22 protein-coding genes and 1 tRNA gene are annotated in these 21,885 nt (G+C 58.5%); 8 read left to right on the plus strand and 15 right to left on the minus strand.

Annotated features, from left to right (window positions below; genetic code table 11):
- On the minus strand, positions 1–684 hold the full coding sequence (locus tag H4684_RS03385) for a polyphosphate polymerase domain-containing protein (protein ID WP_192622818.1): 684 nt from the start codon (positions 682–684) through the stop codon (positions 1–3).
- A 142-nt stretch (positions 685–826) separates the two neighbouring features.
- Positions 827–1,009, minus strand: coding sequence for a ferredoxin (locus H4684_RS03390; protein WP_092189598.1), 183 nt, complete (start codon positions 1,007–1,009; stop codon positions 827–829).
- A 139-nt stretch (positions 1,010–1,148) separates the two neighbouring features.
- Between H4684_RS03390 and H4684_RS03395 the strand changes: the two genes are divergently transcribed.
- Positions 1,149–2,036: an OmpA/MotB family protein gene (locus H4684_RS03395; RefSeq protein ID WP_192622819.1), complete on the plus strand. Its 888-nt coding sequence runs from the start codon at positions 1,149–1,151 to the stop codon at positions 2,034–2,036.
- A complete protein-coding gene (locus tag H4684_RS03400) occupies positions 2,036–2,893 on the plus strand; it encodes a motility protein A (protein ID WP_192622820.1) in 858 nt (285 codons plus the stop codon). Before H4684_RS03395 ends, H4684_RS03400 begins: the two co-directional genes overlap by 1 nt.
- A gap of 9 nt (positions 2,894–2,902) precedes the next feature.
- On the opposite strand, the gene H4684_RS03405 is transcribed toward H4684_RS03400, so the two are convergent.
- On the minus strand, positions 2,903–4,156 hold the full coding sequence (locus H4684_RS03405; RefSeq protein WP_192622821.1) for a DUF190 domain-containing protein: 1,254 nt from the start codon (positions 4,154–4,156) through the stop codon (positions 2,903–2,905).
- 795 nt (positions 4,157–4,951) lie between these two features.
- Between H4684_RS03405 and yedE the strand changes: the two genes are divergently transcribed.
- The 4 genes from yedE (at position 4,952) to H4684_RS03425 (ending at position 7,673) form a co-directional block, all read left to right on the plus strand.
- Positions 4,952–6,040: a YedE family putative selenium transporter gene (yedE, locus tag H4684_RS03410; protein ID WP_192622822.1), complete on the plus strand. Its 1,089-nt coding sequence runs from the start codon at positions 4,952–4,954 to the stop codon at positions 6,038–6,040.
- A 12-nt stretch (positions 6,041–6,052) separates the two neighbouring features.
- Positions 6,053–6,271 (plus strand): sulfurtransferase TusA family protein, encoded by a 219-nt coding sequence (locus tag H4684_RS03415; RefSeq protein WP_092189580.1) that lies wholly within the window; start codon positions 6,053–6,055, stop codon positions 6,269–6,271.
- Between the two features lie 62 nt (positions 6,272–6,333).
- Positions 6,334–6,816 (plus strand): DUF3343 domain-containing protein, encoded by a 483-nt coding sequence (locus H4684_RS03420; protein ID WP_244150279.1) that lies wholly within the window; start codon positions 6,334–6,336, stop codon positions 6,814–6,816.
- Complete coding sequence (locus H4684_RS03425; protein WP_092189576.1) at positions 6,804–7,673, plus strand: NAD(P)H-hydrate dehydratase; 870 nt, start codon at positions 6,804–6,806, stop codon at positions 7,671–7,673. The genes H4684_RS03420 and H4684_RS03425 overlap by 13 nt, the downstream gene beginning before the upstream one ends.
- 182 nt (positions 7,674–7,855) lie before the next feature.
- Here the strand turns inward: H4684_RS03425 and H4684_RS03430 are convergent, their stop codons facing one another.
- The 11 genes from H4684_RS03430 to H4684_RS03480 all read right to left on the minus strand — a co-directional run bounded on the left by H4684_RS03430 (position 7,856) and on the right by H4684_RS03480 (position 17,972).
- Positions 7,856–8,611 carry a substrate-binding periplasmic protein gene (locus tag H4684_RS03430; protein ID WP_192622824.1) on the minus strand — a complete coding sequence of 252 codons (756 nt, stop codon included), beginning with the start codon at positions 8,609–8,611 and terminating at the stop codon, positions 7,856–7,858.
- 367 nt (positions 8,612–8,978) lie between these two features.
- Positions 8,979–9,506, minus strand: a complete 528-nt coding sequence (locus tag H4684_RS03435; RefSeq protein ID WP_192622825.1) for a TonB C-terminal domain-containing protein — start codon at positions 9,504–9,506, stop codon at positions 8,979–8,981.
- A complete protein-coding gene (locus H4684_RS03440) occupies positions 9,503–9,943 on the minus strand; it encodes an ExbD/TolR family protein (protein WP_192622826.1) in 441 nt (146 codons plus the stop codon). The genes H4684_RS03435 and H4684_RS03440 overlap by 4 nt, the downstream gene beginning before the upstream one ends.
- Positions 9,940–10,542: a MotA/TolQ/ExbB proton channel family protein gene (locus H4684_RS03445; protein WP_192622827.1), complete on the minus strand. Its 603-nt coding sequence runs from the start codon at positions 10,540–10,542 to the stop codon at positions 9,940–9,942. The genes H4684_RS03440 and H4684_RS03445 overlap by 4 nt, the downstream gene beginning before the upstream one ends.
- Entirely contained in the window at positions 10,539–12,311 is a 1,773-nt protein-coding gene (locus H4684_RS03450; RefSeq protein WP_318779606.1) for a CobW family GTP-binding protein, read from the minus strand. Before H4684_RS03450 ends, H4684_RS03445 begins: the two co-directional genes overlap by 4 nt.
- 115 nt (positions 12,312–12,426) lie before the next feature.
- A complete protein-coding gene (locus H4684_RS03455; RefSeq protein WP_192622829.1) occupies positions 12,427–13,593 on the minus strand; it encodes an MBL fold metallo-hydrolase in 1,167 nt (388 codons plus the stop codon).
- Positions 13,594–13,617: 24 nt separating this feature from the next.
- On the minus strand, positions 13,618–15,021 hold the full coding sequence (locus H4684_RS03460; protein ID WP_192622830.1) for a hypothetical protein: 1,404 nt from the start codon (positions 15,019–15,021) through the stop codon (positions 13,618–13,620).
- A 35-nt stretch (positions 15,022–15,056) separates the two neighbouring features.
- Positions 15,057–15,305 (minus strand): hypothetical protein, encoded by a 249-nt coding sequence (locus tag H4684_RS03465; RefSeq protein ID WP_192622831.1) that lies wholly within the window; start codon positions 15,303–15,305, stop codon positions 15,057–15,059.
- Positions 15,306–15,322: 17 nt separating this feature from the next.
- On the minus strand, positions 15,323–16,000 hold the full coding sequence (locus H4684_RS03470; RefSeq protein WP_192622832.1) for a FadR/GntR family transcriptional regulator: 678 nt from the start codon (positions 15,998–16,000) through the stop codon (positions 15,323–15,325).
- Between the two features lie 335 nt (positions 16,001–16,335).
- Positions 16,336–17,610 carry a PAS domain-containing protein gene (locus tag H4684_RS03475; RefSeq protein ID WP_192622833.1) on the minus strand — a complete coding sequence of 425 codons (1,275 nt, stop codon included), beginning with the start codon at positions 17,608–17,610 and terminating at the stop codon, positions 16,336–16,338.
- Between the two features lie 275 nt (positions 17,611–17,885).
- Positions 17,886–17,972: transfer RNA gene (locus H4684_RS03480), tRNA-Leu, on the minus strand.
- Positions 17,973–18,174: 202 nt separating this feature from the next.
- On the opposite strand from H4684_RS03480, the gene H4684_RS03485 reads away from it, so the two are divergent.
- Together H4684_RS03485 and H4684_RS03490 are read left to right on the plus strand one after the other, a co-directional pair.
- On the plus strand, positions 18,175–19,119 hold the full coding sequence (locus H4684_RS03485; protein ID WP_192622834.1) for a bifunctional riboflavin kinase/FAD synthetase: 945 nt from the start codon (positions 18,175–18,177) through the stop codon (positions 19,117–19,119).
- Between the two features lie 9 nt (positions 19,120–19,128).
- A complete protein-coding gene (locus H4684_RS03490) occupies positions 19,129–20,946 on the plus strand; it encodes a chloride channel protein (RefSeq protein ID WP_092189570.1) in 1,818 nt (605 codons plus the stop codon).
- A 163-nt stretch (positions 20,947–21,109) separates the two neighbouring features.
- Here H4684_RS03490 and H4684_RS03495 read toward each other — a convergent pair.
- Positions 21,110–21,885: aldehyde ferredoxin oxidoreductase C-terminal domain-containing protein (locus H4684_RS03495; protein WP_192622835.1), on the minus strand; the 776-nt coding region annotated here is incomplete at its 5' end.

Genomic DNA, 21,885 nt, shown 5'->3' on the forward strand with positions numbered 1-21,885 from the left:
TTAGATATGGTGCTGCATCAGGCTCTGGTAGCAGTGCAGGTATTTGGAAAAGGAATCGGGCCGCAGGCCCATGGTCATGAGGGGCGCGAGATATTGAGGGAGGCTCGCGAGACTTCCCTTCGTTTCGATCACGGCGAAAGAGAGCATCGGCGATCCTGCTGGGCCGGGACAGGACAGGGCGTGACGCGATGCGTGGATGTCCTGATCCAGGGCGATGCGGACGCCGGTCATGGGATCAATGAAGCGCATCCTGCGATAGCTGACCACAAAAACAGGACGGGTCGAGGCGCAAAGCCCCACGCCTTTCGTGGCGAGCAGGGCGGGTAGGGCCGCCAGTTCAGGATCGCCCAGGGACATCCCCGCGAGCTCCAGTCCTGTGCGTGAGACCCGTATGCGCACCTTGCGCTGCAGGCCGCCTTCCTTGATTTTGGCTTCGAGGACGGCCGGCCCGTTGTCGGGCTTGAAATCCCAGTCCCCGTACCAGCGCAGGCGGACCTTGGCCTTGAAGTAGGTGCTGTCGATCTTTTCAGTCAGAAATTGCAGGTCGAGGGTGTCGTAATAGATGCTGTGCACCGTGGCCGCAGCGAAATTTGGATCGGGCAGGCAGTGCGCGCTGATGATGGCCCTGGCCAAAAGGGCCTGGGCCATGTCGAGGACATATTTTTTTTCGGTGCGTGATTCCATGTGTTATTGGCCTTGCGTTCCATGCCTGAGTCAGCATGCAAAGCCGCACCTTGTGCACAACGAAGTAAAATCGCAAGCATTTGTTGGAGGCCAAAGAAAAGGGGGCGCCGAGCCCCCCCCCTCTTTAGGTTGAAAAGCCGGGTTATTCCTTGCTTATGGCTTCCACCGGACAGGCGTCGATGGCGTCCTGGGCGCATTCGGCTGTGGAGTCCGGGGCCGTGACCATGGCTTTTTCTTCGCCGTCGATCATGGCAAAAACTTCAGGACAAAGTTCCACACAACTTTCGCAGCCGATGCATTCTTCGTGGTCGATCACTATGGTCATGATTCCTCCAGGTTGGGGTTACGTTTGGTTTTTGCCATACAGCTTTCCAGATGTCCGTGCAAGCCGTGGTGCGTTTGGGATTGCTTGATCGTTTTTTTCGTTGGCATGAATTTGGCTCATGCTTAGGCGGAGGATTCCCATGCGAGAACCAACACCTGAAATCATGCGCGACGTGTCGGCGCGGCTTTCCCGCCCCGGGCCTGGCAAGCGGGCCATGGAAGGCGCGGCAGAGCCCTTTGGCGGTATAAACGGCGTTGATGGAGAGCATCCCGGCGGGAACGCTTTTGGTCAACACTTTGACATTTTTGCCCGGGAGCAGCAGCTCCGGCCCGCCAGTTGGGTCATCTGCTGGTCGGATCTGATGATGACCATGTTCATCATGTTCGCCGCGCTCTACATCTTTCAACTGCCCAAAATTCAATATAAATCGGTTTCGGAATTCTCCGTGCAGGCCTTGCCGCTGGGGACCGAAACCATTCCGCCCCAGGCTTTGGCCGGATCGATTCTGGATCGTCTGCACGACCGCTTGCGTGATCTGATCGCGCGCGATGGCCTGCAAGCCGTGGTCATGGTGCAGTCGGTTCCGGGAAAATCACTGCATGTGGTGCTCCCGGGCGATTTTCTTTTTGAAGGAAGTGGCACCGTTCTGCGGGGCGATGTCAAAAAAACGCTGCTGGACATGGGCGAAATCCTGGGCAGCGCGCCGCATGTTCTGTCCGTGGTCGGCCATGCGGCGCCCGATGGTGCGGCGGTGGGGGCCATGGGCCCCTGGGAGCTGTCGGTGGCCATGGCCTCCGATGTGGCGAATTTCTTGATGCTGGACGCGGGTCTGTCCGCCGGGCGCATGCTCGTGGCCGGGTACGGGGATCAGCGCCCGTTGGTGGATGGTGACGGCATCCGCGTCGGCTGGCGCGTGGAATTGGTCTTGAGTTCGGAAAATCCGACGGAGCCTCTGCCCACGGTGAGTGCCCCGACCGGAGATGGGTTTCGGCAATGGCTTGCCGCATCGAAGCCGGGAGAGCGATGATGGAAGGAAAAACGATTCTGGGCCTGCTGCTCTGCGCCCTGATTTTTGGAGCAGGTTTCGTGATCAGCGGTGATGTGGGACAGTATTTCAACCTGTCCGCGTTCCTGATCGTCTTCGGCGGCTGCCTGGGCACGGCCATCGCCAGCTTCCGGATGGAACGCCTCGGGTATGTGGGCAAGGTGCTGCGCAATTCCTACCGCTCGCGAATGAAGGAGCCGTCCGCCATAGTCGAGATATTGGTGGACCTGTCGGTCAAGAGCCGGATTCGCGGGCTGCACACCCTGGTCGAGGACGAGCGCGAGACCTCCATCATGTTTCTGCGGCGGGCCCTTGGTTTTGTGGTCGACAACTACTCCCGGGAGCAAACCACCGACATCCTGAACACGGAGATGTATTTCTTCAAGCAGCGCCGTGATGAATCCGAGCGCGTGCTGCGGGTCATGGCCGATATCTGTCCGGCCATCGGGCTGGCGGGCAGCGTGGTGGGGCTTATCGGCATGCTTTCCGGCGTGAATGACACGGGGGTTGTGCTGGCGACCATTCCCATTGCCCTGACTTCGACTCTTTACGGCGTCATCCTGGCCAATTTCGTCTTCCTGCCGCTGGCTGCGCGGATTCGCGAGGTCACGGACCACGAACTTCTGCTCCAGAAGATCATCATCGAGGGCGTGCGGGCCATTCAGAGCGAACTGAACCCCCGCGTGCTCGAAGTGAAGCTCAAATCCTTTCTCACCCCGTCGGCGCGAGAGGGGCAGCTTGTCTCCCTGGCACGCATTAAGGAACGCTTCCAGATCCGGGAGCGCGAAGAGGATGCCCCGCGCATGGCCGCGCCGGAGGAGGTTGGAGCCGCCCTGTGATGCGCCCGCTCAAACTTCAGGCGAGTTCTGTCCGGCCAGCGCCTTCAGGATCACGTCCCGGTCGACCATGCCGAGCAGGCGCCCTTTTTCGTCGGCGACCACCAGGCGCTTGACCCCGTTGTCCACGAGGGTGCGGATGACTTCGCTCAAGGGGGTATCCGGGCTTACGCTGAGTACCTCGCGGGACATGACTTCCTCGGCGGTGCCTTCAAGCGTTGCGGGCACGGCCTCGCGTTGGGTCAGGACGCCGAGGATCTTGGCCACCAGCGTGGGAGAGTTCTGACGCACGAAGCACTGCAAAAGATCCCAGTCGTGAATGATGCCGCGGATCGTCCTGTCCGCATCCACGATGACCACCCGGCGTAGAGGAGACGCGACAAGTTTTTTCAGAATGTCGGTCAATGGCGCGTCCGGAGCGGCGGTGGGCACGTCCGTGAACAAGACGTCACGGGCAAAGGCGTGCACTCCCTCGGGCAGGACGTCGAGATGCGCCGCCAGCGCGGAGGTGCGTCCGATGGCCGCGAGCACGTCCGCACGGCTGACGATGCCCATCAGCGTCCCGTCTTCGGCCGTGACCGGCAGGCGCTTGATGTTGCGGGTCGCCATCAGTTTAAGGGCGTCCGTGACCGTGGTCGTGATATTGAGGGTCGTGACCGGAGCCGACATGATGTCGCGCGCTTTGAGTCCTTCGAATTCCAGGCAATGGCTGTGCGTGTGGCGCAGTCCGGACGGCACGTGGCCGTGCATGTCCAGCCGCAGGGGCATGCGTGCACGGGACAGCAGGTCGCCGCCGGTGATTATGCCGGCAATACGCCCGGCCTCCATGACCGGGACGGCTTTTACCTCCTTGTGCAGCAGCAGATCCACCACTTCGTGCAGCGGCGTCAGTGTATCCACGGTGACGACCTGTTCGGTCATCACGTCGCGGATGCGCATGGGCAGGTGGAAGATGGCCTGGCCATCCTGGACCACGATGCTTCCTTCCTCGACGAGCGCGTCGGCCACGGGCAGAAAATCGGCGATGCGCGACGGCGTGTCCACGATCTCCACGATTATAGGCAGATCCTCGGCCAGTCGCAGGGTTTTGGCCGTATGCAGAAGATTGCTTGCCCCGAAGCCCATGAAGCCCCGGCAAACCGAAGCCCCTGCCATGCCTCGCCGACGGGCCTCGTCGACGATGACCTCATGGAGCGGCGAGCCGTTGTGCCGTGCCGCCTCGCCCACGAAAATCTTGAGAATCCTCACATCGATCAACTTGACCATCGGGTGCCTCCCTTGATGCGCGCTGTCTGGACTTGTGTCGCGAACATCGTGCCCGGCCGTGCGGCCGTATGTGTTTGCATGTTTGATCCCGGACGGTTGCGCGGCTTTGTGTCCTCTGCCCGGACAATCCATTTACACTTGATATTACATCGGCGCGCCGTGAACAAGACCACGCAGAATCCGCCAAGCACAAGATAGTTCAGACGCTTCTTCCGGGCATTGGCGGCAATGCCCGGTATCGATTCCTTCATAGGCCCCGGATGGATGGTTGAGTGCGACAAGCTGGTAAAAATGTGGCGCCGCTGTCAATGCAAAAATTTCTTTGCATGAAAGTTGATCGCCGAGCAGAAGGAAAAGATGGGAAAATCATACTATTAAAGTGTGGAATAGTTGCTTCATTGTTATTTATTTCGGACTTATAAAGTCGTATTAATTTATTTCATTACATATATAAATGCTTTCTTTGTTCACTCATTTGTATCGTAAATTGGACATATGTTGTTTCACTGGCGTATCCATCTAATATTCGTATCCGCAGGAGGTGAAAAAAAGCATGGAGCTGTGCTTTTTTTGTCCCGTCACGCGGTCCGTCTTTCGCTCAGCCCATTGGGATCAGGAGGGTGCATTCAAGGTGTGCGTCGACAGTGACGGACAAAAGCGTCTGCAGGGACGAGTGCGTGTGGCGTGTCCGCTTTGTGGTGGAATGCATGATTACGCACCGGACGAGCTGCCTTGCCCGATGCGTTTCGATGGAGATGACTCTGCGTTGGTCTGCAACAAGGAAGGAGGCGATTCATGGCAAGGGAAGTGAAAAATGTTTTTGCCACGAGTTTGGGGATTCTCGCCGTGGGCGCGATTATCGGGGTCGTGGCGGGATTTCTGCAAAAATTTGGCAATCCGGCGAATATGGGCATCTGTGTGGCCTGCTTCGGGCGTGACATCGCGGGGGCTCTCGGCCTGCACCGGGCCGCCGTGGTCCAGTACATGAGGCCCGAGATCATCGGCTTTGTGCTGGGCTCGTTCGCGGCGGCGCTGGCTTTCAAGGAGTTCAAGCCCAGCGGCGGATCCGCGCCGATCACGCGTTTTGTGCTGGGCATGATCGCCATGATCGGCGCCCTGGTCTTTCTGGGCTGTCCGTGGCGCGTCATTCTGCGTCTGGCCGGTGGTGACGGAAATGCGTTGTTCGGTCTGCTCGGTCTGGTCACCGGAGTCTGGATCGGAACGCTGTTTTTCAAAAGCGGATTCAATCTTGGGCGCACTCAGGTCCAATCCATGTCCACCGGGCTGCTCCTGCCTCTCATGATGCTCGGTTTGCTGGCCCTTCGCCTGATTTTTCCGCCTGTGGCGGGAGAAGCCCAGAGCGGGGTGCTCTGGTATTCGCTCAAAGGGCCCGGCGCTGCCTACGCGCCGTTGTTTCTTTCCCTGGGCGCGGGTCTGGGGATCGGCTTCCTGGCTCAGCGCAGCAGATTTTGCACCATGGGCGCCATTCGAGACGTGCTCCTTTTCAATCAATGGTATCTGATGACTGGTTTCCTGGCCCTCCTGGTCGCGGCCCTGGTGACCAACGTTCTGCTTGGTCAGTTCAATCCGGGGTTTGAAGGCCAGCCCGTGGCTCACACCATGTGGTTCTGGAACTTCGCCGGGATGCTCATGGCCGGTCTGGCTTTTGCCCTGGCCGGAGGTTGTCCCGGCCGCCAACTGTTCATGTCCGGAGAAGGGAACAGCGATGCCGGGATTTTTGTGCTTGGGTCCATTGTGGGCGCGGGCATTGCCCATAATTTCGGTCTGGCCAGCTCTCCTTCGGGCATTGGCCCGCACGGCATGGCAGCCGTGGTCATCGGTATGGTGGTGCTCGTTTTCATTGGCGTGACAAACCGCAAATAAAAGGAGGCAGCGATGAACCAGACAGTGGATGCCAGGGGGCTGTCCTGCCCCCAACCGGTGCTTATGGCCGTGCAGACCATGCGCAAGGCGGGTTCCGGTGCGTTTGAGGTGTTGGTGGACAACGAGGCGAGCCGGGAGAATGTGGCCCGGGCGGCCCAGAGCCAGGGTTGGGATGTGACCGTTCACGAGATGGAGAATGGCGAATTCAAGCTGGCCCTGGTCAAGCAATGAGATGGCTGGCCGGGGTGTTCTCCGGGAAAAAGGCCGCAAGGCGCGGTCTTTCGGAGAGGGGGATGCTCCTGTATCCGAGCACCGGCGAAGTCATTCGGGCCGAGTCGGCGCTGCGCGAGGCCGGGGTGGAGGCGGTGGTCAAAGGACCGCCGCCGGATCTGCGCCAGGGCTGCGACATGGTCATTGAATTTTGCCTGATGGAGGAAATGCGGGTGCGGGAGGTGCTGGCCGAGCGCAACCTCCCGCCGCTGCGTGTGGCCGTGGTGCAGGATCATCTTCTTGAGCCGGTCTCTCTTTATCATGTCAAGGCGCTTGGCGATTTCGTGATGGTCCGGGCGGCCAACATGAAGATAACCGTGGATCGCCGAAACCGCCGCATAGTCAATGTTTCCGGAGGGGGTTGCCCGGATGTGCCCTTTCTGGCGGAGATGCTCGTCGGCAAAACCCTGGACGAGGCTCCGGAGCCGCGCACCCTGGGGCGCACGCTTTGTGGCTATGCACTGCAACTGGCGTTCGAGGAGGTGTGCCGGCAATGTCGTGGTTGATTGTGGGCACTGTGCCTGACGCCGATTACGGGCTGACCTGGGGAAGCTTTGTCTTGCGCGGGAGGGAAATGCTGGTCGGGAACCGTCCGCTAAGCGTGGCGCGCGGCACGCCCGCGCTCATGGCCACGGCGGCATTGGCCGCGCGGACTCTCGGCATCGAGACCCCGCAAGCCCTCATCGTGGGGGACACCGGCACGGGCGAAGGCAGCGCCAGGCTCTACGCGCGGCTGGTGGAAGGTCTGGGCCGTTGCGGATACGCAGGGCTGACTTTTCATTATCTGATGCCCGATGTGGAGTGGCACAACAAGATCCTGTGGGGTCTTGAAGGTCTGGCCCACACGCCCATGCTGGTCGCCGATGCAGGGTTCATGTATGCGGCCAAGATGAGCGGTTTCGCGGCCCATTACGATCTTTTTACCCCCGATGCGGGGGAAATGGCCTTTTTGGCCGACGATACCGCGCCCCATCCCTTCTACACGAGGGGCTTTTTTCTGCAGGAAGAGGAGCGCGTGCCGGACCTGATCAAGGCCGCGCATGACGGGAAAAATTCGGCGCGTCATCTGCTGGTCAAGGGGCGTGTGGACCATGTGGCGGCAGCCGGAAAAATTCTTTCCGAGGTCAGGTCTCCCGATGTTCCAGCCATGGAGCCCATCGGAGGAACCGGCGACACCCTGACCGGCCTGGTCACGGCGCTTCTGGCGGCGGGCAAGCCCGTACCCGAAGCCTGCCGGATCGCGGCGCTGGCGAATCGGCTCATGGGCAGTTTGGCCGCCCCCGATCCATCGTTCGGCGTGGCCGATCTGCTCCAGTTTTTGCCACAGGCGCTTGAGCGGGCGCTGACCCTGGAGGGTCGCTGAATTCTTCATGACACGCACGCGGATTCGCTCGTGCAGAAAGCCAGGAGCGTCGGCGAAAATACAAAAAACGGGTGGCGACAGTTATGCCGCAACCCGTTGGTTCGTTTGAAGGGAAGTCGTTTTCAGTGTGCTGATGACACGTGGTGGAAATTTTGCGCGTTGAGCCGGAGGTGAGGACCTGACTATTGTCCGGCCGGGAGCATGCCGATTTCGGTGACAATGGCCTGGTCGATCCTGCGGATGAGGTCCGGGTCCACGGCTTTGGAATATATGATGTAACGAAGATTGCCCTGCGGGATGTCGTTCATCGCGCGCAGCATGAATTTGTCCCTGTGCGTCTGGGCCGCCTGCAGCAGGACATCGACTTCCTCGGGCGGTATCAGCATGAAATCGAAGCGTCTGGATTCAAGCATCTTGAGCAATCGCACCGTATCCGTTGTGACCTGCACCGTCCTGTGTTCGTATTTGGCCAGCATCCCGTCGAGTTGGGGGCCTTCCGATAGCCCCTGCACCCTGCCGAAAAAGAATTTCCCGCTTTGCAGCAGTCCTTCGAGGCTGTCGTACGGGCGGAATTTTTGTTCGTTCTCCCGCAGCAGGAACACTTCCGCAGGCCGGTTCACATAAATGGGCAGGGAAAAGCGGGCGAACTGTTCGCGTTCCGGGGTTTTGAACCAGCCCAGCGAGGCCGCCGGATGATCGCTTTTTATTTCGTGCAGGATTCGTTTGGCGGGAACGAAGAAAAATTTGGCTTCAATCTGGGCCGAAGCCAGAATTTTACGGGCAAGATCAACAATGATTCCCGACGCCTCGCCATTTTCAAGCTGGTGGTAATAGGGCGGATATTCGAAGTAGTAGATGTCGAGGGTCTCGGCGATGCCGCTTTGGGGCGGCATGCACATGAGCAGGAAAACGAGGCACATCAGCGTTTTCTTTAGCATGGGCCCTCCTTGGAAATGAAGAGTGCAGTGGTCGCTTCCGAGGTGTGTGTCATTTCCATGGGGATCGTCATACGTACAGACTGGCTCGGTCGGCAACCATTAGTTCTGCAGGATCAGACCTTGAATGTGTCAAATCGATATTCTGAATACTTCAGGAACGTGCAGCTCTGGGTCTCATGATCGCTGGTTTCTGCTGGTCTGATTCCAAGATTCCGGCACATGATTTTTCTGGGCGGATTGAGGGCAAGGGGCTCGGTTCGACAAGGACGAGAAGTTGTGTGCGGGAAGGTCTGTCCATGCTGGTGGGCGAGATCGATTTTATATCAGCCATCCGTTCGTTTCAGTTGGCCGGACAGGGTGGGCGTTTTTATAACGAGTGCTGGTATTTGACGGTTACGGAGAGTTGAAGGGGGGCGTTGCCGATGATTTTCGGGCGCTTTACCACCCCGCTGGCCGCGAGGATGCCGAGTTGGGCCGTGCGGTCCAGCAGGGCCTCGCCCGAGGTGCGGACCAAGCGTATGTCGTTAAAGGAACCATCCGGAGCGATAGTGACGACGTAGCGCGCGTTGCCGATCAGGTTTTCCAGGCCCTGACGGCGTGGTTGGAATTTGCGTTGTTCGATGGCCTCGCGCACGCAGGCGACGTATTGGCGGAGAGCCTGTCTGCGTTTGTCCGGGTTGTTTTTTTCTTCGTTGTCATGGCCCGCGGCCTGCTCAACCGTATGGCCCAGGCCCAGGGGAGCGACGCTGGAGAGCGCGGCAACGTCGAAGTCCGCAGGCACAAGAATCTGATTTGCATCCCGGAGCGAGGCAGAAGGACCGCTCATGTGGATCAGCAGGAAGTGTGCGAACAGAGAGAACGCTATACATGCGGTCAGCACTGGTTTGCGTGTCACCGCATGTCTCCGTCCAAGCCGGGTGGGGATGTGTTGACGCGCGTGCCGACGATCAGGTTGTTGAATCCGTGCTTGCGCACCATGTCCACTATCTCCACAAAAGGGGCCACTTCAGCATCGGGCGAGGCCTTGAGCAGGATTCGACCGGGTTGGCTGGCTGGAGCCAAGACCGCCGCGCGGTCCAGAATGAAAGAGAGGTCGCGCATCGTAGCCGGGGTACCGTCGCAGGACAGGGACCCGTCCGACTTGAGTTCGATTTCCAGCGACTTGCCTGAGACCGGATGCGCCGTCTCTGCATCCGGCAACTCCATGTCCATGCCTCTGGCCGTGAATACCGCTGAAATTACGAAGAAAATTAAAAGAATGAATACTACGTCCAGAAGGGGAGTGATGTCAGGGGCGGCTGGCTGCCGGCAGCTGTGTTTGAACGAGATCACGGCTCATCCGCCGCGGGGATCTGGTCCAGGATCAGGGCAGCCGTTTGTTGCATGGCGAAGGCTGTTTTTTCATGCTGGCGGAGGAGCCAGCGGTGGGCCAGGAGCGAGGGGATGGCGATACCCAGTCCTGCGCCCGTAGTCAGCAGCGCCTGCCAGATGCCGCCAGCCAGCATGGTGATGTCCACGTTACCGGAGTTCGCCAGCCTGGAAAACGCAGAGATCATACCCATGACCGTGCCGAGCAGACCCATGAGGGGGGCCGTTGTGGCGGTTGTGGCAAGGAAATCCAAGCGGCGGTTCAGTTCGAACAGGATTTCCTCCCCGGCGACCAGGGCGCGTTCCTCGCGTTGCCGAGGCGTGCCTTTTGTGAGCAGAGCGGCGAAGAATTTGGTGAAAAACGGAGTGTTGTTTTCCACCAGTTCAAGCGCGCTGTTTTTTTTGTCATGGAGGAGCATATCCAGAATGGCCGCGAGCATGTCGCGGCTCGGGAATCGTGTCGTGGTGAATATCACGAAGCGTTCTGCCATGACTGCGAGAGCTGCCACGGATATGGCGAGAAGCGGCCAGATCATTGGGCCGCCCTGCTGGAACAGGTTCATGTGTGCGCCTCCTGAAGTGCCGCGAGCGGGGAGAGATTCATGTTTTTGCCGATGGCGACCAGGAAGGATTGGTCCTCGAACTTTCTGCCAAGACTAGACAGTTCATGCCTTCCCGCAACGTATTGCACGACTTGGGCATGGTCGTGTCCGGTCAGCGATACGATCCCCTTGAGTCGAAAAACGTCCGAGGGGAGGAGGTCAAGGGTCCGGATCAGGGCTTCCCTGTCCAAGGGTGCGTCAAAGGTAAAGCGTCTGGAGGTGAATCCTTCCATCGCATGGATATGTCGAGGGCAGGACGCGGACATGGACAGGAGCCTGGGCGCGTCCTGCTCGAACGGATCGGCATCGTACAGGGTCGCTGGATTAATGGCCGCGTATTCAGTTTCGGCTATGTGCGCGCGGGAATTCAGGGTGCGGAGGCGATGGAAAAGAGAGGCTCGCTCCTGGTCGCTCACCAAGTCGCACTTGTTCATCAAGATAATGTCCGCAGCCTTGACCTGGTTCATGGCGATATCGCTTGTATCCAGTAGTTGCTGGGCGTTGACCGCATCAACCAGTGTCGTGACCGAGTCCAGGCGTGCCAGGGAGCGAAGCGTGTCGAGTTCCTTGAGAATGTTGAAGGGGTTGGCCAGACCTGTACTTTCCAAGACAATGACTTTGGGATTGAACCGCGTCTTGAGTTGCTCGATGCCCTTGGACAGGTTCCCGGCCAGAGTGCAGCACACGCAGCCTTCGTCAATTTCTACGATGGAATCGTCTCCTTCCAGAAGTTTGCCGTCCACTCCGGTTTGTCCGACTTCGTTTTGGATGATGGCCACGATTTCATCGCGGGACGCGTGGTATTCAAGCAATTGGTTCAGGAAGGTGGTCTTGCCCGCTCCCAGGAAGCCGCTCAGTACGATGAGTCTGGGGCGGGTGTCGAAAGCGTAGGCGTATTCCGCATCTGAACCCAAGGTTGTCAGGTCGTGAGTTTTCCAGAGCAGGGCCGAAGCAATGATCTGTGGCATGGCATCGACCTGGTCGGGGGTGAGCGCATCTTTTTTGAGCAGGTTGTACGCAAGGCGACGTGCCGAGTCGTCTTCTCCCCAGACGAGAGTGTCGGTGATGACCGTGTTTGTTTTGTCAAAATGAATACGCTCGCCATTGCGGGTGTAACCAGGGATCATGCTCGGCTGTTTCTCACGGGCATAGCGTGCCGGGCTGGAAGCAAGACTGTTGGATATCGCCGCGCCAATGACCAGGAAAACGTCCGTGGTGATATCGTGGGCCGGGAAATCCTCTTCGGGTGCACCCCGGGCGATGACCCACTCTCCGGACTCCGTGGTGACGCCGTCCTTGGCGATGCAGATTTTCCGGTCAAGGGCTTGGGCTTGGATGGCAAGAGCGGTTTCGTTACGGAGAAGATGGATGCTGACCGCCCCGATTCGAAACGGCACGGCCCGCTCCAGCGAGGTCGAGAAGGTGCGGACGCGCGCTATGTAGTCCGCCTGGGTTGCGGCCAGGTTCGCGGCCAGGGACATGTGTTCGAGAAGCGGTTCGTCCTCCGCCGGGAAATAGTACAGGCCAATTTTGGCGTTTCGGGATAATTCGTCCACCCCGGTTGCTTCGGCCAGTAGCCCATACACGCCGGGACGGCAGCGGAGTTTCATGGTCCAGGCGACAGTACCCCTGGGGCAGACGGCCATGCCTTTCCAGCCGACGAGCCGTTTGAATTCATTGTGTCGGCAAGCTGCAAGCAGACTGTTCAAGAGCAGGACGGGCGTGTCCACGGGCTGGCCTTTGGGGCGTAAGGAGGGGAGAATGGATGATAGATTCATGTCCGAAGATTTGTGATGCGCGCCCGGCCCCGAAGGGCCGGGCGCATGTGTGCATGGCGGTGTGGTGTCAGCCGAAGGTTATCTTGTCGCCATTTCCGAGGTAGTCCTCGGAAGCGGAGCGGAATCGTGCGGTGCCGCGCACCACGGGGTAGCCCGCTTCGACGAACTTCTTGGCCGTGAGATGCCCGGTGCAGTGGTTGCAGCCGATGAGTTCGAAGCCCCACTGGCCAAGGGCGATGACAAGATCGTCGTATTTTGGATCCCAGTCCTCGAACGGGGAGATGTGAAGCCCTCCGTAGATGCCGTAGAACTTGTCATTGTCATACTTCAGGTTGGTGAAGGCGAAGTCCGCGAACTGGAGAATTCCCTGGTGGTTGCACCCCGAGACCAGGACCAAACCCTTGTCCTTGATGTTGAAGGCGAGAGAGGTTTCGCCAAAGACACGATTGATGATGGGTACATCGAATTTGAGCAGGGCCATGCCCGGAGCTATCTGGGTCACGGGCTTGTTCACGATGACCGGCTCACCTTTGTATCCGGAATCTTTGATGTATTGAAGGCCTTCCTTGTAGAAACCGTCGTGCACGTACAATGGGATGCGGTTGTCGTACTTCATGGTGACAGGCAGGCCCCAGAAGTGATCCCAGTGCTCGTGGGAGATGAACAGCGCCTCGATTTCCTGATCGCGCAGCATCTGGTCGATGCCCTCGCGTTTGAAGCAGCTGTCCATCCATTCGTAGGACCAGCCGGTGTCCAACAGGAATTTGCGCACAGTGCCGTCCAGGGCTTCTACTTCGAGCAGGCAGGAGTAGCCGCCCGGATTTTCCGGGTGCAGGGAGAGTTTTTTCTGGATTTCCCATGCTTTTTCAAGGTCATGGGGCAGCAGGTCCTTGATGGTGCTTATGCCTTCCTCGTAGGATCCTTTGCCAGAGCCTTTGCCATTGGCGAGAGGGGCCCAGTTCAGAGTGTATTGGTTCACGAGCAGTCCGCCCGCTTCGTGGATATCGCCGATGAGATGCGCGTTGTTGAACCAGCTCGTTTCCGAGATGTTGGTCACGCGTACGCTTCGGCACGTGCCGAAGTCCTGTTGATTGCGCTGCGTTTTCGGAAGCCGGCTGTAGGCCCACGGGCTGTAGGAGTACATGCCCATGCTTGCGAACGTGCCCGCCACCAGTCCGGTAGCAGCGCCCTTCACGAAGTCGCGTCTGCTTATATTATTCCTGTTTGTGCTCATTGTTTCTACTCCTCTTTCCCGTGCTTACTTGATGATGGTGATGTTGGCACCCACCCAGGGCAGGGCTTTGATGATGGCGAAATAGAGCAGCGCTCCCGCGACAAGGCCGATGCCAAGGCCTTTGGCGATGCCCTGCGTCCACTTCACGTCGCTGGCCACAACTTCATTCTGGTGGTTTTCCAGTTCGGCCTCGGTCTTCTGCACGGCCTTCCAGCCTGGCCAGCCGTCCATGAACCAGACGTTGATCAGGAAGATGTTGATAAGCCAGATCATGGGAATCATGGGGAACTGCTGGGGATGGGAGAAGCCTTTCTGCGTGCCCAGGAACAGATGCGAGGTCTTGTAGTAGATCACGTACACCACCACGGCCAGCGCAGCGGTCAGCAGGGTGCGGATGCATACATTGACAGGGCGGCTGAATTTGTTCGGCCAGTTGTTGCAGTAGAAGTTCAGAAACAAGGTGGGCACGAGCCAGAAGATCGCCATTTCACCGACATGCAACCAGCGCCAGTCCGGAGCCATGAGACGGCGGGTCCCGCGAATGGTCGAGCCCCAAACAAGATCCTGAGCGTAGAACAGGAAGAAACACAAGGCCACTGCGATGGCGATGATGCCGAAGAAGGAGGTGACGCGGCGCAGTCCGTCATGTTTGATCAGGTTGAAGGGGTAGCGTTCCCAAATGGTTTCGTACAGCCAGACCACCACGGTACAGCACATGATCCAGGCTATGTGGAAGTTGCCGGAAACCGTGTTGGCGAATTCTTCCCAGTAGGGCGGACAGATGGCCGTAAACTTTTGCCAGGGATAGAAGAGGATGGCCATGTGGGAATGCATGGTCACAAAGTACACAATCATGCTGAGGAAGAAGGTCACCAGAACGATGGTGATGCCGCGCGCTGGCTGGCCAAGCTTCTGCCAGGGGGCGTTTTCACAGGCCACCACCCAGCTTGGAGAGAGCCAGGATGCGATGGCCGCAAACATCATGATGGCTTCCGCCGCATACTCGATGGCGTAGAATTCCGTGATGCCCATGGCCATCAGCCGGTCTGGGTTGAAGTAGGCGATGCCGAAATTACCGAGGATTTCAACAAAGAAGCCCTTCATCAGGATGATCATGGCCGCCACGCTAACCAACGTGAGTACCGCCCCTTTGATCAGAGGATGGGTCTTGTTGAGCCAGCTTCTTTTGAATGGCCAGAAGTCGAAAATATAGGCCAGCCAGATGAAGAGGATGAGAAGCCAGCGGCAGACCATGTAACCCACATATGGGGTATACATGCGCATCAGGCCGCGTGGATCCTGGAATATCCACCACGTGGCGTAGAAAAACGCCAGGATGAGGAATGTATTGACCAGTGCCGGGATCGGGCCGTTCCAGCGTTTGACCAGCTTCCGGCTTTCAAGGTAGCTCACGCTACTATTGTCCATGTCGTAACTCCTTAGCGAGTTTCCAGGGAGGATGATCAAGCCTCGCTGTCCAACTGCTCTTTCTTCGATGGTGTTGATTGTAGTTCCGGGTCCGGAACCAGGTTTTCCAATTGCCCAGGCGTCACAGTTGCCGGATCGATCCCCATGGCCATGGCGCGGAGAAAACGTTCATTCTCGGTCAGGCGGATCCGTGCGGGCAGTTCCGTCTGCTTCGGTGTTTTCGCTGCATCCACCGTCTGGTCCAAGGCGGGAACAAAACGGCTGAAAAATTCTCTTCGCTTCATTTCGGCTTTCCGTCCGGTCATTCTCCGGGAAGCACGATGGAGGCAAAGGTGTGCATGCACTGAAGGGCCAGTTTTTCGGCCTCGTCGGCTCTGGAACTCTTCAGGGCGTTGAAAAGCTCCACATGGTACTCGAAGAGGAAGCCTGTCTGCACTTCGGCAAGCCCGGTTCCTGCGTGCTCAAGGTTGTGCGCCGCGGCCTGAAGCTCCTTCATGAGCAAGATCAGGTAGTCGTTGGCCGAGATTTTCGCCAAGGCCAGAAAAAAGGCGATGTAGGCCCGAGTGAAGATGGTGCTGTCGAAATTGACGATGGCTTCGCCCAGGCGGGCAGTGGCGTTTTCCAGCGTAGCGACATCCGAGGTGGTTAACCGGGAGGCCTGTTCGCGGGCGAGAGTTGGAATCACCAGGGCCAGGGTGTCCAGAATCTGCCGCGTGGCAATTTGCGACTTGCGTCTGCGGAGTTGATTCCAGCTGATGCGGCCATCCTTGCTTTTGAGGTAGCATCCGCTCTTTTGGCGGATCTCCACATAGCCCATGGTTTCGAGGTTGCAGAGCACTTCGCGGATGGTGTTGCGGCTGGTGTCGAACATCTCCGCGAGGCGACGCTCGCCGGGCAGCCGGTCTCCAACGGAAAAGGATGTCCCTTTAAGCATGTCCGCGACTTTTTGACAAAGAATGGGGCGTTGAGATGATGCCATATCTGGTCCAACCAGTTTTGAGTGTTTGTGGTGCTTTGTGTCTTTCAAGCTTCTTTAGTGGTGGAATGTGGAGTCGTGCAAGAGTTTGTCATTAATTTCACGCAAAACTGGTTGGGCCAGTTGTGGGGCGGGTAGAGGGTGAGGCGGGAGTAGCGCTGTATTTCTATGAAATATAGTGAGTTAAGGGTTGTTGGAGAGTTCAGGCGGGCACGTGCGAAAAAAGCGCACTGATGAGTTTCAGTGCGTTTTTTCGTGTGGAGGAGAATTTTTGGTTGGACCAGTAGGGGCGTTATCGGACAAATTTGGAGCTTACGGTGCTGGCATGGTCGGCGGCGCTAACCGGCCGCCTTGAGGCAACGTCTCAAACCATCCAGGAATTCGGGATAGAGTTCATGAAGTGGAGCTGGGGCGTCCGGGTCGTAGTTTCCGGGCAGGTTCGAACAGAAGATCAGCACGTTGGCCAGAACATCGTTGTCGAAAAAAGGTTGCGCATAGTAGGAGTGAATGCCTCGAGGAATGAATAGAGCCCAGTCGATGGGTTTGATACTTTTGGACGTTTCCATGACCACGTGGTGCGGCAGATTGAAGCGGACGATGTTTTCAGCGATGGACCCCTCGTAAGGATGGGTGTGATTTTCCGGAATGGTTTCGAAGGGCCCCCCCGCGCCGGTGACCAGCACCTTGTTTTCTGCGATGAAGATGCGTGAAAGCATGATGGCGTCCGTGGGCGAATTCGGTGGCAGGGCGTTGAGCATGGTTTTTAACAGCTCCTTGATGGTCGTGCACGTGCCCATGGCTTCAATGATTTCCGGGGAGAGCACGGACTCGTTGCCGCGCACGGGCACTCCTTTGCATGCCTGGCAGCTGTTCATGTGAGTCAGCGTGACCCATAGCAGATTTTCTTCGTCTCGGGCGATTGCCTGGATACGGGCCATGCACTGGTGATGCCTGCCCATGCTGTCGGTCACGCTCAGTTCACCGTTCCAGCAGTCGGAAAAGATCAGCCCCTCATATATCTGGAACAGTTTTGCTCCGGAATTTTTTTGGAGTATCCTGTCAAAATCCAGGGTCGGAATGTCCTTGGCCGGGTAGTGCAGCATCCTTTGCGCGGCCTGGTTGGCCATAAACACTTTGCGGTCGGAGAAGCGGATGAGCAGGACCGGATCGTCCAACAGGTCGATCTTGTCGCTAAGGCCCGGACGTCCCTCGATGGAAAGGATTGTGTTCACGTGAGAGCCGATGTCCATGAGTAGCCCCACAGAACAGGTGGGAAACGCCGGGTCGGGCATGGCCATGATCTTGAACCAGCCCGTGGCGTCGTTTGAAGAGCGCATGCGGAAGGTACAGGCTGTGGGCTGGCGATTGCGAATTTGATCGAAACAGTGGAAGAACCTTTCGCGGTCCTCTTTGAAGATCATCTGCCTGGCAAGTCCGGGATTCTGGAGCACCGATTTGGCCTGCTCCCCTAGGGAGGGGATGGTGTGCGCATTGAGGAAGGTGATATCATTGCGCACGATGTCGACGCGCCAGGCAAGAGCTGGCAGCATGGCCAGATAGGCGGCCATGCACTCGTCGTCCCGTGCTTTCGTGTTTTCAAGATGCGTAGGCATTCGTGATTCCTTGTTTGTGTGAGTGCGATTGCGGATTGCCCACTTTACTCTTGTACTGCCTCTGTTGGCAAACCTTCTGATGCGTTGGTCCTACCAGCTCGTGCGCAGGCTAGGCGTTCCGCTTGGGTTCGCCACGCCGTCTTCATCGAACCGAATCCGCTGTGGACAAACGAGAAGGCCGTTTGCTTTTTGTGATGGATTTATTGGGCCCATTGCTGGGAAAAAAAGCAAAAGAAAAAGGGTTGCAACATTTCTGCTGCAACCCTTTGACTTACTGGTGCCGAAGAGAGGACTCGAACCTCCACCGGGGAACCCCGACTAGACCCTGAACCTAGCGTGTCTACCAATTCCACCACTTCGGCGTGACGTGAGAAGCGTGTTTATGTGAGAGGTTTGGGTTTGGCAAGGGTTTTGTTGGCTTTTTTTTAATTAATTTTTTTAAACACGTGATTTCAGGGCATTGAATCGGGTCGTGGGCATTTTTCTCGCGAATGAGCCTGTGTTGAAGCCTGGGTTCTTTTGGTATAGAGGCAAGCCAGCTTGTTGCCTGGAGGAAAAAATTTCATGCATTGCGTTACTTGGCCGGATCAGATCAGCGGCCTGGAAAAAGGGTCCTGCGTCACCATCGGCAATTTTGACGGGGTCCACATTGGACACCAGCGTCTCATTGCCCGGGTGCGGGACCTGGCTGCCGGTTTCGGCCTGCCGTCGGTGGTCATCACCTTCGAGCCTCATCCCCTGCGTTTTTTCACGGGAAAGAAAACCCCGCCTTTCATTACACTTTATGAACAACGGTCCGAACTCATCCGTGCCCTGGGCATAGATCACCTGCTCTGTCTTGAATTCAACCAGGAACTGGCGAGCATGAGCCCCGAGGATTTCGTGCGCCGCATTCTGGTTGAAGGCCTGCATGTCAGGGAATTGGTCATCGGGTATGACTACGCGTTCGGCAAGGGCCGGGGCGGCAATTATTCCCTGCTCACTCGGCTCGGTCAGCAGTGGGGGTTCGGGGTCGAGCAGCTTGAGCCCGTGATGGTCGATCAGGCCATTGTCAGTTCCACGCGCATCCGCGATCTGGTCGAGGCCGGGGACGTCTGGGCGGCCAAAGCCCTGCTGGGACGATTCTACCGCGTGTCCGGAACCGTGGTTCACGGACAGAATCGGGGCGGGCGTCTGCTTGGTTTTCCCACCGCCAACATGCATCTTGTGGACGAGCTTTTTCCCAAGACGGGCGTGTATTGCTGCTGGGCCGAGTTGGATGGAGAGCTCCATCAGGCCGTGGCCAACATCGGTTACAACCCGACCTTCGGCAATGATGTGCTTTCCGTCGAGGTGCACATCATGGATTTGAACGAGGACCTGTACGGACGCGCACTGAAGGTGCATTTCGTGCAGCGCCTGCGTGGCGAGCGCAAGTTTTCCGGACTCGATGAACTCAAGGCGCAAATCGGCAAGGACATCATTCTGGCCCGGACCATCCTGGCCCTGCCCGAAGCCCGACTGGTCTGAGGCGGATACATGCGCGCATTTTTCAGGTCTTTGTTCAAGATTCCCATGGAGCTGGCTCACAGCTACCATTCCGTATTGAGTTTCAAGTGGTTGGCGCTCGGGATCGTGGTTGGGGCCATGACGGGCCTCGGGGCCGTGCTCTTCTATGTCGCCATCGAATGGTTGCAGCATCTGCTGCTCACGACCTGGGCCGGTTTCAGCCTGCCGGTGCCGGCGGGCGAGAATCTGTTTTCTGGCGAGGCAGGAACTTTTCGGCCCTGGCTGCTCTTTGTCTTTCTGGGAGTGATTGGCCTTTTCACGGGTTACCTCCTGCGGCGCTTCGTGCCCCAGACCCGTCACGGCGGCACGGATGGGACCGACACCATGATCAAGGCCTTTCATCATCAGGAGGGGCACATCACGCCTTCCGTACCGGCCATGAAGGTGGGCACGTCCATCCTGACCATCGCCGCCGGAGGCAGCGCCGGACGCGAAGGGCCCATCTCCCTGCTCGGGGCCGGGTGCGGTTCCTGGCTGGCCGGCAAGCTGCGCCTCTCGGCCAAGGAGCGGCGCATTCTGCTTCTGGCGGGAGCGGCCGGGGGCCTTGGTGCCATCTTCCGCGCTCCCCTGGGCGGGGCGCTCACTGCCGTCGAGGTCATCTACCGCGAAGATTTCGAGGCCGAGGCGCTGCTCCCCTCCATTATTTCCTCCGTGGTTTCGTACTCCCTCTTCACCCTGGTCTTTGGATCCGAGCCAATTTTCGGGATTCCCAAGTTCGAATTTTCCGACATCCGCGAGTTACCCGTCTACGCAATCCTGGGACTGGTTTGCGCGGCCACGGGTTGGTTCTACGTACGCACCTTTCGCTTCATCAAGTTCAAGGTGTTCTGGCCCCTGACCGACCGGTTTGGGTTTGTGCCGGCAGTGGCCTTGGGCGGTTTGGGCATGGCCAGTATAGGGTATCAGTTCCCGGAGCTGCTGGGCGGGGGGCAGGGCTGGCTGGAGCTGGCCATGCTCGGCAAGCTGTCCGTGACCATGATGGCCGGGATGATCGTGGGCAAGACGCTGGCCACGTCCGTGGTCCTCGGCTCGGGCATGAGCGGGGGCATGTTCGCACCGGCCCTCTTTGTGGGCGGCATGAGCGGCGGCGTGGTAGGCACCTTGGCCCAGCGCCTCTTTCCATCCGTGGTGGTCGAGCCGGGAGGCTACGTTCTGGTGGGCATGGCCGCCTTTTTTTCCGGTGTGGCCAATGCGCCCATTGGTCCGCTGGTCATGGTCTGCGAGCTGACCCAGGGTTACGGATTGCTCGCTCCGCTGATGCTGGCCACGGCCATCGCGCTGGTTCTGGGACGGAACGTGTCGCTGTATGAAAATCAGGTCGACAACAAGTTCGAATCCCCGGCCCATGTCGGCGACGCGACCATCAACATCCTGGAACGGGAAAAGGTCGAGGCGCACTACAAGCCGAGCCGGGTGACCATCGTCGAGGAAGGGACGCATTTCGGCGCTCTGACCGACATCATCGTCAACTCCAACGAACTGTGTTTTCCGGTGCGCGGCGCGGATGACAGGATAACGGGGATGCTTGCGGTGCAGGATCTGCGCAAGGTCCTGTTCGAGGACACCTTGTGCGAATTGCTCGTGGCCGGCGATGTGGCCCGAAAGGTCGTCGTGTTGCGGCCGGACGAGGACCTGTACACGGCCCTGCTCAAATTCGTGGAATCGGATCTGGCCCAGCTGCCCGTGGTGGACAGCGAGAACCCCACTAAGGTGCTCGGCATGCTGGCCAGGGAAGACGTGTTCACTGCCTATGCCAAGACCTTGAAGACCATGAAGGAGCAGACCTGATCTTTGCGCCGCCCGAAGCGGAGTGAAGCCCGCATGAGCCTGTGTTTGCGTGGGCACAGGCGTTCGTTTTTGGATGGAGTGCTTTTTTGCACGGCCAAAAAAGAATCCCCACTTTTGAAGCGGGGATTCTTTTTTTTAAGCGGTCCGGTGACGGGCCGGAAACCTAGACCTTTGCGGCCTGCAGTTCCTCGGTGGAGTAACCCCAGCCCACATTGTGCGGAGCAAGGAGTTCTTCGCGGAAGAAGCGGGGCAGCTGGTCGTCTTCGTCGGTGAAGCCGGCGCGCTTGTTGAAGTCCAGCTCGTCCTTGAGGCAGTTCACGCCGATGCCGATCATCTCGTCGACGCTCATCTCCTTGCCGGTCAGACCGGAGATCAGCTTGGCCATGCAGGGTACGCCGCGGGCGTCGTCCAGGATCGCAAAGGCCACGAACAGGCAAAGGCCCAGGGAGTCGACGGCCGCAGTGGCGATCTGCAGGTTCTTGGAGATCTCGATGTTGCCTTCCTTCTTGTGACCATCGACGTCGCCGCCGACTTTCAGCACGTTCTGACATACGCCGTAGCCGGCGGTGTGGTCAGCGCCCATGGGGGTCGTGGCGTAGGTCACGCCGACACCCTTGACCGCGCGCGGGTCATAGGCAGGCAGGGCCTGGTTCTTGACCACGGGGATGCGGTCCACGCCGAAAGCCTTGGCCGTGTATGAAGTGCCGTTGCCGTAGATGCGGCCCAGCGGATCGCTCGTGCCGACCTTGTTCAGTTCGGCCAGAACGCCCTTGCTGTCGCCCCAGGCGAGCGTGCCGCCTTCCATGGCCATGGCCATGGTGTTGGCCATCTCGATGGTGTCCATGCCCACTTCGTCGCAGGTGCGGTCCATGGCGGCGATGTCGTCAAGATTGTCGATCATCAGGTTGGCGCCGAAGCCCCAGATGGTCTCGTACTCGA

The sequence above is a fragment of the Desulfomicrobium macestii genome, assembly GCF_014873765.1.
GTDB lineage: Bacteria > Desulfobacterota > Desulfovibrionia > Desulfovibrionales > Desulfomicrobiaceae > Desulfomicrobium > Desulfomicrobium macestii.